Below are 12704 nucleotides of genomic sequence, written 5' to 3'. Positions count from 1 at the left end.
TGAGGCTAGTGCGAGGTGCCCTCGCTGCGCGTGATCTTGTTCCACACGTTGTACTTGCCTACGGGCTTGCTCATGGGCAGGCGCTTGACTTCCTTGAAGGTCTGCGCGTCGAACACCACCACGGCGCCGTCCATCTCCCACACGCTGGCCAGGGCGTAGCGCCCGTCCCTGGTGAACTCGATGTGCGCCAGTGTCTTGCCCGGCTCGCGCACCTTGGCCACCACCTCCAGCGTGCGCTTGTCGATGATGGTGAGGGTGTCCTTGCCCGTAGGGCTCATCATGGAATCGGTCCAGGCAAACGGCGTGTTTTCGTGGCTGCGCATGAAGAAACCGGGGCCGGGCGTGGCGATGGTGCGCACGGGCTTCCAGCTCTTCATGTCCACCACGTCAATAGCGCTGCCCTGCAGGTTGGGGCTGGCCAGCACGGTGGTGCCGTTCCAGGCAAAGGTGATGCCCGAGCCCAGGTGCGGCATGCCGGCAATGGGCAGGTCGGCCACCTTGCGGCGGATGTTCAGGTTCACCACCTGGGCGGTGGCGCCTTCGGTCTGGGCAGACTGGCGGGGCCGCGTGGCGCCCAGCACGTAGGTGTAGGTCTGGTCGAAGAAGAAGTCGTCCAGCGGCTCCTCCAGCGGGGTGCGGCGCACGCCCTGGAAGCCCGGCTTGGCAATCGACTCGCCCATGCGGTAGTCGTGCACATAGCCGTCATGGATGGGCTCGGCCGCCGGGTCGTACGAAATCTCCCACAGCTCAGGCACGTCCTTGAGGGCCACCACAAAGCTGCGGCGCGGCGCGGCGTCGTACACCGCCGACACGCGCGAGGCCTGCTTGCCATCGAGCGAGGTGGCGGGGTAGTTGCGCACCAGGTTCAGGTCGGCATCGAACAGCACGGCGTTGCGCGGCAGGTAGTTGGCCGCCATCACCCAGCGGCCATCGCCGCTCACCGCCACGTTGCGCATGTTCAGGCCCGCACGCACCTCGGCCACGACACGCAGGCGCCACAGGTCGTACTTGGTGATCCAGCCATCGCGCGAGCCAAAGAACACATAGCGCCCGTCGGGCGTGAACTTGGGGCCACCGTGCAGGGCGTAGCGGCTGGCAAAACGGGTGATGACTTCAAACTTGTCGCCATCGAGCAGCGAGACATGGTGGTCGCCCCCCTCCACCACCAGGAACAGGTTCATGGGGTCGGCAGACCACACGGGCTTGGCGGGCTCATTGGCCGGTGCGGGGGTGGCCACGCGCGATGCGCGAATGTCCTCATCGCCCCAGGTGGGCGCGGGTTGCACCGGGCTGCGCACCCACTGCGCCAGGGCCTGGATTTCGGCGGCGCTCAGCGTGCCAGCAAAGCCGGGCATTTGCGTGGCGGTGCGGCCCTGGCCAATCACGCGCAGCACCTCGGCGGGGCGCACGCGCTCCAGGCTTTCGGGCAGCAGGGCCGGGCCCATGGCGCCGGTGCGCTGGGGCGCGTGGCACGCGGCGCAGTGCTGCTGGTACAGGGCCGGGGCGTCGGGCACCGCAGCGGTGGTGGCGGTGGCGGGCGCAGAAGTCTGCGCCAGCGCAGCGCCTGCAGCGGCCAGCAGGCCCGCAGCGCACAGGGCCAGCACGCGCACGGTGCGGGTCAGGCGGTTACTGCGCATGGCTCACCTCCATGAAGTGCACAGGGTGCGGGGCCGCAGGTTCGGCCACGGCCAGGTGCTCGGTGCCGGTTTCTTCGTCCGTCAGGTAGCAGCCGGGGTCGAAAGCCCAGGGGTTGCCGGTGAGCTGCTGGGCGCGCACGCGGGTGTTGCCCCCGCACAGGCTGAAGTAGCGGCATTGCGCGCAGCGGCCTTCCACCGGCCGGGGGTGGGCCTTGAGGCCTGCCATGAGCGGGTCGCTGGTGTCAGCCCAGATGGCCGAGAACGGCCGCTCGCGTACGCTGCCCAGGTCGTGGTGCCACCACATGGTGTCGGGGTGCACATGGCCCAGGTTGTCGATGTTGGCCACGTTGACGCCGCTGGAGTTGCCGCCCCAGGCCTGCAGGCGCGCGCGCAGATCGGCGTGCCAGCGGGGCAGGCGCCGCTGCACCCACTGCAGCAGGTAGGCGCCATCGGCATCGTTGTTGCCAGTCACATAGTCTTCGTCCAGCCCGTCCAGGGCGGCTTGCCAGGCGCGTTCAAACAGCAGGTCCAGCGCCTCTCGGGTGGCGGTGAAGTGCGCGTCTTTGCCCCGGTGGATATTGCCGCGCCCGGCGTAGTTGAGGTGCGAGAAGTAGAACTTCTGCGCGCCCTCTTCGCGCATCAGCGCCAGCAGCGCGGGCAGGTCGTGCGCGTTCATGGACGTCATGGTGAAGCGCAGGCCCACCTTCACGCCCCGCGCGCCCAGGAAGCGCACGGCGGCCAGGCTGCGGTCAAACGCGCCGTCCAGCCGGCGGAATTTGTCGTGCGTGGGCTTGAGGCCGTCCAGGCTGATGCCCACGTAGTCAAAACCGGCAGCGGTCACGCGGTCGGCCATGGGCTCGTCAATCAGCGTGCCGTTGGTAGACAGGCCGATGTAAAAGCCCATGCCCTGCGCGCGCGCGGCAATGTCGAACAGGTCGGGGCGCATCAAGGGCTCGCCGCCCGAGAGGATGAGCACCGGCACGCCGAAAGCGCGCAGGTCGTCCATCACCGTATAAACCTCTTGCGTACCCAGCTCGCCCGCGTAGTCGTGGTCGGCCGACAGGGCGTAGCAATGTTTGCAGGTGAGGTTGCAGCGGCGGATCAGGTTCCAGATCACGACCGGGCCGGTGGCCTTGCGGTCGCGCACCACGGGGTATTGGCCCGTGGCTTCGGCTTTTGCCAGCTCGCGCATGTATTGGCTGATGCGAAACATGGTCAGTCTTCCTTCAGGCGCAGGCCTGTTTTTTTGAGCACCGCACTGGAATACAGAATGTCGTGCTGGCGGCAGTGCGGCCCCAGCAGTTGGGCAAGTTGGGCGGCCTGTTCGGCCACCTCGTCGCGGCTGCGCCCGTGCAGCATGGCGAACAGGTTGTAGGGCCACACCGGCAGGCTGCGCGGGCGCAGGTAGCAGTGGCTCACGCCGGGCAGCTGGGCCACCTGGCGGGCCAGGGCATCCACCTGGGCATCGGCCACGTCCCACACGCTCATGCCGTTGGCGGTAAAGCCCAGCTTGTAGTGGTGGGGCACCGCGCCAATGCGGCGCACCAGGCCGGTGTGCAGCAGTTCGGCCAGCCGCTGGCGCACGCGCTCGCCGCTCACGCCCAGGGTGGCGCCCACGGCGTCATACGGGCGGGGCACCAGGGGCAGGCCAGCCTGGGTGGCGGCGATCAGCGCGCGGTCAAACGCATCCAGCGCCATGGGGCACCTCCAGCGGTGGGGGCAGCGTTTCGCCGGGTGGCAGCAGCGGCAGGCGCAGCTCCACGCGGTATTCGCGCTCTTTCGGAAAGGCGTGCACTTTCAGGCCCGTGGCGCTCTCAATGCGCTGCAGCACCTGGGTGGCCTGCGCGGGCGACTCAGCGGCCACCACAAACCACATGTTCAGCGCGTGTTCACGCCGGTAGTTGTGGGCCACCTCGGGCAGGGCGTTGACCTGTGCAGTCACGGCGTCAAACTGCGCCTCGGGGGCTGACAGCGCCGCCAGCACAAATTGCCCGCCTGCGCGTTCGATCTGGAACAGCGGGCCAAAGCGGGTGAGGTAACCGTCATCCAGCAAACGCTGCAACCGCTGCAGCACGTCCTGCTCGGTGGTGCCCAGCGCCTGGGCCACGGCGGCGTAGGGCTCGTCCACCAGCGGAAAGCCGCCGTGCAGGTAGGCCATGAGCCGCAGGTCTTCAAGGCAGGGCATGGGCCACTCCTTGCGCGGTGGGTGCTGCGGCGGCAAACCGGCGGCCGCCCGTCTGCTTGAAACGGCGGCGCGAAAACAGCACGGCGTGGGGCTGGTGGGCCAGGCCGCTGCGCTCCAGGGCGCTGGCCACCACCTGCTCTACCGCCTGCCGGTGGGCGCCGTGCACCATGCAATACAGGTTGTAGCGCCAGCCGGGCGCGCGGGCGCGGCGGTAGGCCAGCGTCACGCCGGGCTGGGCGGCCAGGGCGCGGCCGGCGGCGTCTACTTCGTCGTCGGGCACATCCAGCACCGTCATGGCATTGGCGGCAAAGCCCAGCTCGTGGTGGCGCACCACCACGCCAAAGCGGCTGAGCACCCCGGTGTGCAGCCACTGCTGCAAGGTGGCCTGCACCTGCGCGGCGGTGGTGCCCAGGGCCTGCGCCCACTGGGCATAGGGCTGGGCCACCAGGGGCAGGCCTGCCTCGGCCAAGGCCGCCAGGGGCCAGTCGGCATCGGCCAGCTGGGCGCGGGGCGCCACCTGTGGGGGCTGCAGGGCGCAGCGGCCCACCTGGGCAGCGTGCTGCGGGCCGGTGGTCAGCTCGCAAGAGAGGTCAAACGCCAGGTCGATCCGGTAGGGCTGCAGCATGGGGAGGCGCAGGGCCGTGAGGCCGGTGTCCGCCTCCAGGCAGGCGATGGTGCGTTCCACCTGCGCGGCGCTGGGGCCGGTGACCACGAACCACAGGTTGTAGGCGTTTTCGCGTTCGTAGTTGTGGTTGACGCCGGGGTGCGCCGACACCACGGCGGCCACGGCTTCGAGCCGCTCGGGCGGCACCGCCATGGCCGAGAGGATGGACGCCCCACCGCTACCCGGCGCAAACACGGCCCCAATGCGGCTGAGCGCGCCTTCGCGCGCCAGCTGGCGGTAGGCCTGCAGCACCTGCGCGGCAGATAAATCCAGCGCCGCGCCCACCACGGCAAAGGGCTCGTCGCACAGCGGAAAGCCGCGCTGCCACGCGTTGAGCAGCGACAGGCGCTGCGCGGGGCTGGGTTGGAAACCGGTGCTGCCCAGGGCAGGCGCAGCGGGGTCGGGCACGGCTGGCATGTCAGAACCCCATGCGCTGGGCGCGCGCGGTGAAGAAGATGCCGCTGGGGGCGTCCACCGCCAGCGTGGCCAGGGTCTGGCGCGTGGCGGTGTCGATGACGCGCACCAGGTGGTCGTCGCGGCAGCTGATCCACACCGCGTCGCCGCGGGGCGTGAATTCCATGTGCAGCACCGCCTTGCCGGGACGCAGGGTGTCCACCACGCGCTGGCTGGGGGTGTCGATGACCTGCACCCGGTCGTAATCGGGCACGGCAAAGTTCACCCACACCTGGCGGCCATCGGGCCGGGCCATCACAAACACGGGCTGGCCCGCCACGGGGATGCGGCCCACCTCTTGCCAGGTGGTGGTGTCCACCACCAGCACCTCGTGGCGGCCAATGGCGGGCAGGTAGGCGTGGCGCCCGGCCACGGCCCAGCCGCGCAGATGCGGCATCTTGTACACCGGCAGCGGCTGCTGGCCCCGGCCGTAACCGGCCAGAATGCGCCGCACCTTGGGCTGGGGTTCCCACAGGTCCACCATGGCCAGGCCGTCTTCACCGAACAGGCCGGCGATGTAGTGGCGGCCATCGGGCGTGACCAGCGCGTCGTACGGCTGGCGGCCAATGCCTTCGAGGGTATGCACGCGGGGGCGGGTGGGGTCAGAGCAATCGGCGATGCAGATCGCATCGGCATCGAACAGGCTGTAGGCGAAGCGGCGCTGGGGCAGGTCTACCAAGCCGACGACGCGCGAGCGTTGCCCGTTGCCATAAGTGGCGGGCAGGTCGGCCAGCAGCGCGAGCGATTTGGCGTCAAACACCTTCACGCCGCCGGGCACGTAGTTTTGCGCGGCCACCAGCGTGCCGTCGGCACTCACGGCCCCGCCAATCGAGTTGCCGGCCTGCATCACGCGGTGCACGATGCGTTCGCGCAGCAAATCCACCTGCGTGAGACCGCCATCACGGCCAAACACGTAGGCGTAGCGGCCATCGCGCGAGAACACTACCGAGGCGTGCGACAGATCGCCCAGCCCGGTGATTTCGCCCAGCATTGAGCGGTCGCTGGTGTTCACCACCGTGACGGCGCCCCGCGCGCGCTGGATGACCACGCCCAGATCGCCCGTGCCGCGCAGGTTGTCTGGAGTTGCCTCAGCAGCGCGGCCATCGGCCAGGGCGGCGCAGCCACTGGCCCACAGGGGGGCCGAGGCCATCAAGGTCAGCAGCCCACGGCGTTGCAGGGGCTGGAAGGCGGGTGGGTTCATCGCGCAGGTCTCCGGGATTCTTCAGGAAAGCCCTCGGCCAGCTGCTGGGCCACCCAGTGGGCTTCTTCGAGGGTGAGCATGGCGCTCCAGCCCGGCATGGGGGTGCCGGGGCGACCGCCGTAGATGGTCGAGGCCATGGACAGCAGGGGTTTGCCCTCCAGCGCCTGGGGGGTGATGGCGGGGCCCAGCCCCCCCGTCAGCCGCATGCCGTGGCAAGAGCCGCAGTCTTGCCGCACCATGCGCACCAGGGCGCTTTGGCGCTCTGCACTGGGGGTGGGGACAGGGACGGGGGCTGGCGCAGGCTGCGCCAGGGCAGCGCCTGCGGCCGCGCAGCCCAACCACCCCAGCAGGCAGCAGCGCAGCAGCGCGGCGCGCCACGGGCCGGGCCGGAAAAAGCGGGGGATGTGTGTCATGTCGTCACCGTGGGAGCGTGGGGCGCGCAACACAGGTTGCGGCAACCGCCTTCAATGGACGCATCCTCTCGCGTGTTGGAAGCGCCGACCTTGAACTAAGTCAAGGTCGGGCCGGGCATTGCGTTTAAACATCGGGCCTGTTTCCACCACACAACGAGATCCACGATGAGCTTCCAGAACAACGCCCCGGGCGCTGCAGCGGCAGACCAGCCCGCAGGAGAAGGCCCCACTGCGCCCGTGGTTTCCCCCGTGGGTCATGTCACGCTGGTGGGCGCGGGCCCTGGCGACCCGGAGCTGCTCACCCGCAAAGCCTACCGGGCGCTGCAGACCGCCACGCTGGTGCTGTACGACCACCTGGTCGGCCCTGCCGTGCTGGACTGCATTGCGCCTGGCGCCGAGCGCATCTACGTGGGCAAGGAATCATCCCGTCACACCCTGCCGCAGGAGCAGATCATCGAGCTGATGGTGCGCCTGGCGCGCAGCGGCCGCAATGTGGTGCGCCTGAAGGGTGGCGACGGTTACATCTTTGGCCGAGGGGGCGAGGAAGTGCAGGCCCTGGCCGAGGCCGGCATTGGCTTTGACGTGGTGCCCGGCATCACCGCCGCGCAAGGTGCGGGCGCGTCGGTGGGCATTCCGCTCACGCACCGCGACCACGCCTGCACCCTGGTGTTTGCCACCGGCCACCTGCGCGAAGACCGCACCGTGGGGCTGGACTGGGAACTGCTGGCCCGCCCCCGCCAAACCGTGGTCATCTACATGGGCGTGGGCGCCCTGCCCGCCATCTGCAGCCAGCTCATCGCCCACGGCCTGCCTGCCGACACCCCCGCCGCCGTGGTGGAAAACGCCACCCTGCCCACCGAACGCTGCCTCACAGCCACCCTGGCCACCCTGCCCGCCCTGGCCGTGGCCGAGAAGGTGCAGCCCCCCGCCCTCATCATGGTGGGCCAGGTGGTGCAACTGCACCCGCTGCTGGCGCGACCAGGCACCGTGCTGCAAACAGTGCCAACGGCCCAGGAAACCAAAGAGCTCGCCACCGCCTAACCGAAATGCTATCATTTCGATAGCTACCAGCGCTTACCCAATAAGCGCCAGGTGCCAATTTCAGGCTCTTCTAGCGAATAGTAGTGATGGAAATCGCCGCACGTCTGTAAACGACGATTTCGACGTACGACATTTATCGAGTGCATCACTAGCATTCGCTAGAAGAGCCCAATTTCATTCAAATACCCAAGGAGCCCCTTCAGAGGGCGGGTGAAGGCCTGCGGGCGCCGCGCAAAGCCGACACTTTCCTACACCGCTGCGGCAAGGGCGGTGCTACAACAGAGGCTGGCCTGTGCGCACCCACCGCCCGCGCACCCCACCCGCTGCCCATGCCCAACGCACCCCGCCTCAAGATCGGCCTGTCGGCCTGCTTTCAACACGCGGATCCCACCCGCCCACTGTTCACCAACAAAACACTGCAATACGTCGAGCAGTCCATCGCGCACTGGCTCATGTCCGCCGGGGCCATGGTGGTGATGGTGCCCTGCCCCACGGGCGAGACGGCGCGCGGCGACGTCACCCTGCAGCACTACGCCGAATGGCTGGATGGCGTGGTCATGCACGGCGGCGCCGATGTGTGGCCCGGCAACTATGGCGAAGAACCCCTGCGCGAGGAATGGATTGGCGACCGCGTGCGCGACATCTACGACCTGGCGCTGGTGAAGGCCTTTGCCGAGGTGGGCAAACCCATCTTTGGCGTGTGCCGGGGGCTGCAGCTCATCAACGTGGCCTTTGGCGGCGCGCTGTACCAGGACATCGAAACCCAGCACCCCGGCGCACTGCAGCACCGCAACGCCGTGGCCTACGACCAGCATTTCCACGACATCCAGATCGTGCCCGATTCGCGCCTGGCACAGCTCTACCCCAACCTGCCCCGCGCCCGCGTCAACAGCATCCACCACCAGGGCATCAAGCGCGTGGCGCCCGACTTCGTGGTCGAAGCCCTGAGCGAGCCCGACGGCGTGCCCGAAGCCATCCGCGTCAAACCCGCACCGGGCCGCGGCTACATCGCCGCCACCCAGTGGCACCCCGAGTTTCACAAGCTCGGGGCCGACACGCTGGACGACACGGCCATCCTGAACGATTTTTTGGCAGCGTGCGCTCACGCCAAAGCGCACCCCGTGCGGCGCGACCAACCCACCGGGTTGCGCGACCGCGCCACGCGCCTGCTGCGCAGCGCGCTGCGCAAGGACAGGGAACGCGGGGAGTGATCAGGCACCGCGCTTGCCCTTGGCATGGGCTGTGGGCTGTTGGCCGCACCCGGCGACCATCGCGCCATGCCATTCGGACGACCCCGAAAATACCTGAACAGGTTCAATGGGCAGCACTGCACTGCCCCCTTGGCAAAGTAGGCCCAGTCCTGCGTGCAACATAGAAACACGCCGCACCCAGCGGCAGCGGTTGGCGATACGGTGGAAAGAGCAAGCTCAGGGCGGCTTTCCTTCAGGATTTCGCCGCAGCCCAGGTCTTTGCAACGTGGGGCACCTCTTTTATTGCCCCCGCTTTGTTGACGAGGCGGGGCCAACCACGAGGCGCTCCAAATCTTGTCACGCAACGCGGAGGCTACCGATGCAAGAAAATTCCACCGATCCCCATCCTCTTGGCAACCTGGCTTACGACTGGGTCACTTTGGTGCAGAACAAGGCCCAGGCCCTCATGGCCTACGACCAGTACATCAAAGACGCCGAAGCCGCCGGCTCCGCCGAGTGCGCGGCGTTCTTCCGCAAGGTGCACGACACCGACAAGGCCCAGTTGGCGGAAGCCAAGCAGCACCTTGTAAAGGTGCTACAAGGCAAGATGGGCGGGCATAAAGGTCCGGGCCGCTGCACGAGGTGCGGATGCCTGTCGGGCTCGGTGCCACAGGTCGCTTCCCCAGCCAGCAGCAGTGGCAATGAGCGATACAGTGGGTGAGCCGCTCAGCGGTTACGGCCAGTCTGCGCTTCGCTCCGCGCGGCCCGCTGGGCCTAACGAGCAGGGCTGCGCACGGTCCATGACTAGTTGCGCGATAGCCGGTATGTCATGCAAATCGAGAGCAGGGCCGTGCGGCACTCGTTGTGGCTCGTCGCTGGCGGTGGCAACAATGCCCGGCCAGCCCGGCCCCAGCGGCGCCTTGAACAAGGCTGGCCGCCACACCTCCAGTTTCGGAAAATCTCCCGTCTTGAATCCCTCGATCAGCACCAAGTCGCACGACTGAAGGCGCGATAGCAGATATTCCAGTGGTGGATGAACCTGCTCACGCAGCTCATGCATCAAGGCCCAGCGCGCCTGCCCCAGCAGCATGACCTCGCCGCAGCCCGCCTCCCGCAGGCGGTACGAATCCTTGCCGGGGCGATCAATCTCGATGTCCTTGTGGCTGTGCTTGATCAGCGACACCGAAAGCCCCCGGGCGCGCAGTTCAGGGACAAGCCGCTCCAGCAGCGTGGTCTTGCCCATCCCCGAATGGCCCGCGATACCAAATAGTTTCATGGTCAATCCATCTGCGCGCCGTGCCTGATACCGTACCGAATCACCCCGTCAGGGCAACACGGCGGCATCCTTGGCGTTCATCTCCAGGAACTGCAGCACCAGCTTGCGCTCTGTGTCGCTCAAGCCCGCGCGCGGGAACATGCTCTGCGTGATGCCATGCCACTGGCTCTTGGTGAAGTCGCCGGGTTCACGCGGTACATGGCACAGCGTGCAGCGCTCGTAGAAGAGCTTTTCGCCGGGAATCATCTGGCTCATGGTGGCGCCCTTGATGCGGGCGGCACGCTCGGTGAGCTGCAGGGCGGCCACGTCCAGCTTGCGCACCGGGGCACGTTCGATGACGGGCGGCTCATAGGCCCGGTTTGGCGACTCGGCATCGTCGCAGCGCTTGAGGTCTGCAATGCAGGTGTTGGCGCTGGTAGCCTGACTCAACCCGCTCGATGCCACGCTGGTGGTGATCATGTTGATCGCACCGCTGTTGCACCGGCCCTTGGAGTCGAGCTGGATCCAGTTGCCCTCTTCCAGGCTGACCACGCCCTTCATGATCTTGTCGGTGACCACCGCGCCAGCAATCAGGGCGCCCCGGCTGTTCGACAACTCCACCAGGTCACCGTTCTTGATGCCCTTGTCTGCAGCGTCTTCCACGCTGATGAGCACATGCTGGCGGCCCTTGACGTTTTGCTCAAAACGCACGTCGGCCTGGGCCATCTGCGAATGCACACGGTTGTACGGGTGCGGGCTGACCACGTGCACTTGGCCGGGCTTGGCGTTGCCCAGGAACTCGGAAGGTTCCAGGTACTTGGGTACCGGTGGGCAATCGGGCACATTGAAACGGGCGATCTCCGAGCAATACAACTCGATCTTGCCGGACTTGGTGTGCAGCGGGTGCTTGGCCGGGTCGGTGTAGAAGTCGCCATGGCGCACCCATTGGCGCATCTTCTCGGGCACCTCGATGCGCACCAAGCCTTCCTTCCAGAACTGATCGAACGGAACCTTTTGGCTCGTCTTTTCGTACGAGGCCTTGAGGATGTCCATCACCGTCTTGCCCTCGGTGAACCCGTATTCCACGCCCATCAGTGCGGCCAGGCGGCGGAAGATCTCGAAGTCGTCCAGACTCTCGCCAAAGGGCTTGATCACCTTGCGCATCGCATAGATCTTGTCGTTGCTGTAGGTACGGATAGGAAATTCAACCGCATGAGGCCAAGTATGGCACGAGTTTTGGGCCTCGAAACACGTTCGGCCAAGGAAGGTTGAGCGCTCGCTTGCCGCTCAATGGCAAGAGCTTGGGAGGCAGTATGCATTTGGGCCTGGCGCGCGCGCAGCTGCTTCCCCGCAGCGATGGATACCGCCGCTTCACTGGGTCACCAATTGACGCGCTGGTCTACCTCGTCGGGTTGAGCTGCCAGATCCCAATCCGGCTCGCCTTGCGCACCATCATCCACCGGCGCGTCGCAGCCCTCCCACAGCGGTGGCCCGCGTGCCGGGGTGATGTGCGGGGGGGCAGACTCCACCCCGATGTGGTTCAGGATGTGGCGGATTTCGGCGCTGTGGGTGATGAAGGCAATGATGCGCATCTGCCCACCGCACATGGGGCACAGCAGCGGAAATGCCTCGTAGATGCGGGCAATCAGCACCGCCCACAAGTAATGCGCCGCTCGCTTCGGGCGTGCTTCAGGTTCGGGTGTGGGTGTGGCCGCGTTGCCCGGCGCCGCCACCCCAGGTACGCCCGCGCCAGGTTGTGCAGTCTCCACCGTGGCTGGTTGCGACGCAGCAGGCTGAGCCAGCGCCGTTACCGCCGCTCTCAGCGGCGAGTTTGGTGCCAGCACACCAAAGTAGCGGTGCCGGTGGGTGCGTGGCGGTGGCACCAGCGCGGCGATGCGGTCGATCAGTTCCAGCGGTGTGAGGTGCAGCTCATCTGCCTTGGCACCACGCTTGTCACTGGTGGGCTCGCTGCGCTGTTTGGCACAGCGGTACACCAGTTTGCTTCCCTCTTTGCGTAGGCGCTCCATGGAAAACGGTGGACGCGCGCAATAGCGCAATAGCGCAGCAGCCGCTCCAGCGCAGCGCGGTCGTGGGCTTCGATGCAGACACCGGCGTCCACCGAGAAGCCGCTGTGTTTGTAGCCCAGCATGTCTTTGGCGTCACAGTTCTCCAGCAGGCCCCGAGCAACGAAGGCGCGCAGGATGCGTTTTTGCAGTGTGGTCTGCACTGGGGCCACGGTAGCCGCATCGATGCCGGTGGCCGCGTGAAAGATGACACCCGGCGATGAGATTCGAGGGGTCGCATCAGCATCGCCCTCGCCCTCCACTTCCTCAAACACCCCGTCCACCACACAAACGTGGAAGTGGACGTGTTCATTGAGGCTGGAGCCGAATCGGTGAATGAAGGCGATGGCACCGATGTGCAGGCCTGCCTTGTCCATATGGGCCGCACCGGGGCTGTGGGTCTGCAGAGTTTGTGCGATCACCCGCAGAAAGATGCGCAGCACCATGCTCAGCACCGCTCCGTCGCGTTGCATGAAGTACCGCAACCTCTTGGGCACGGAGAGCACCCACTGGCGCACCGGAAGGCGGGGGAAGGCGTGGTCGTTCAGGTGCGCTGCTGTCTCCACCATGCGCCGGGTGGTGCACGAGGGGCAGAGCAAAGA

The 12704-nt window shown here is 67.0% G+C and carries 12 protein-coding genes and 1 pseudogene; 3 read left to right on the top strand and 10 right to left on the bottom strand.

Going from position 1 to position 12704, the window contains the following annotated elements:
• Positions 1-5: 5 nt before the first annotated feature.
• Genes PQV96_RS01085 through PQV96_RS01055 form a run of 7 tightly spaced genes read right to left on the bottom strand, consistent with a single transcriptional unit; the run spans position 6 to position 6553 of the window.
• Complete coding sequence (locus tag PQV96_RS01085) at positions 6-1637, bottom strand: nitrite reductase (RefSeq protein ID WP_273624299.1); 1632 nt, start codon at positions 1635-1637, stop codon at positions 6-8.
• A complete protein-coding gene (nirJ, locus tag PQV96_RS01080) occupies positions 1627-2850 on the bottom strand; it encodes a heme d1 biosynthesis radical SAM protein NirJ (protein ID WP_273624297.1) in 1224 nt (407 codons plus the stop codon). Before nirJ ends, PQV96_RS01085 begins: the two co-directional genes overlap by 11 nt.
• 2 nt (positions 2851-2852) lie before the next feature.
• Positions 2853-3335: a siroheme decarboxylase subunit beta gene (gene ahbB / locus PQV96_RS01075; protein ID WP_273624295.1), complete on the bottom strand. Its 483-nt coding sequence runs from the start codon at positions 3333-3335 to the stop codon at positions 2853-2855.
• Entirely contained in the window at positions 3316-3822 is a 507-nt protein-coding gene (locus tag PQV96_RS01070; RefSeq protein ID WP_273624293.1) for an Lrp/AsnC family transcriptional regulator, read from the bottom strand. Before PQV96_RS01070 ends, ahbB (PQV96_RS01075) begins: the two co-directional genes overlap by 20 nt.
• Positions 3809-4903 carry a siroheme decarboxylase subunit beta gene (gene ahbB, locus PQV96_RS01065; RefSeq protein WP_273624292.1) on the bottom strand — a complete coding sequence of 365 codons (1095 nt, stop codon included), beginning with the start codon at positions 4901-4903 and terminating at the stop codon, positions 3809-3811. Before ahbB (PQV96_RS01065) ends, PQV96_RS01070 begins: the two co-directional genes overlap by 14 nt.
• 1 nt (position 4904) lies before the next feature.
• The gene (locus tag PQV96_RS01060; RefSeq protein ID WP_273625214.1) at positions 4905-6116 is read right to left on the bottom strand and encodes a cytochrome D1 domain-containing protein; all 1212 of its coding nucleotides are present in this window, start codon (positions 6114-6116) and stop codon (positions 4905-4907) included.
• A gap of 20 nt (positions 6117-6136) precedes the next feature.
• On the bottom strand, positions 6137-6553 hold the full coding sequence (locus PQV96_RS01055; RefSeq protein ID WP_337931354.1) for a c-type cytochrome: 417 nt from the start codon (positions 6551-6553) through the stop codon (positions 6137-6139).
• 165 nt (positions 6554-6718) lie between these two features.
• Between PQV96_RS01055 and cobA the strand changes: the two genes are divergently transcribed.
• From cobA to PQV96_RS01040, 3 genes are all read left to right on the top strand, one after another.
• Positions 6719-7594, top strand: coding sequence for a uroporphyrinogen-III C-methyltransferase (cobA, locus tag PQV96_RS01050; protein ID WP_198846912.1), 876 nt, complete (start codon positions 6719-6721; stop codon positions 7592-7594).
• Between the two features lie 329 nt (positions 7595-7923).
• A complete protein-coding gene (locus tag PQV96_RS01045) occupies positions 7924-8805 on the top strand; it encodes a gamma-glutamyl-gamma-aminobutyrate hydrolase family protein (RefSeq protein ID WP_198846913.1) in 882 nt (293 codons plus the stop codon).
• Between the two features lie 358 nt (positions 8806-9163).
• Complete coding sequence (locus PQV96_RS01040; RefSeq protein WP_233099955.1) at positions 9164-9505, top strand: hypothetical protein; 342 nt, start codon at positions 9164-9166, stop codon at positions 9503-9505.
• 12 nt (positions 9506-9517) lie between these two features.
• On the opposite strand, the gene mobB is transcribed toward PQV96_RS01040, so the two are convergent.
• The 3 genes and pseudogenes from mobB to PQV96_RS01025 form a co-directional block, all read right to left on the bottom strand.
• The gene (gene mobB, locus PQV96_RS01035; RefSeq protein ID WP_198846914.1) at positions 9518-10060 is read right to left on the bottom strand and encodes a molybdopterin-guanine dinucleotide biosynthesis protein B; all 543 of its coding nucleotides are present in this window, start codon (positions 10058-10060) and stop codon (positions 9518-9520) included.
• A 48-nt stretch (positions 10061-10108) separates the two neighbouring features.
• Positions 10109-11203 carry a molybdopterin dinucleotide binding domain-containing protein gene (locus tag PQV96_RS01030; protein WP_207375706.1) on the bottom strand — a complete coding sequence of 365 codons (1095 nt, stop codon included), beginning with the start codon at positions 11201-11203 and terminating at the stop codon, positions 10109-10111.
• 215 nt (positions 11204-11418) lie between these two features.
• Positions 11419-12698: pseudogene (locus tag PQV96_RS01025) on the bottom strand (IS91-like element ISCR8/ISPps1 family transposase); the annotation flags it as partial.
• Positions 12699-12704: the final 6 nt, after the last annotated feature.

Origin of the sequence: Acidovorax temperans (genome assembly GCF_028596105.1) — a bacterium.
GTDB lineage: Bacteria > Pseudomonadota > Gammaproteobacteria > Burkholderiales > Burkholderiaceae_C > Acidovorax > Acidovorax temperans.
Note: the sequence above shows the minus strand (reverse complement) of the source record. Positions and strands in the feature narration are given on the sequence as shown.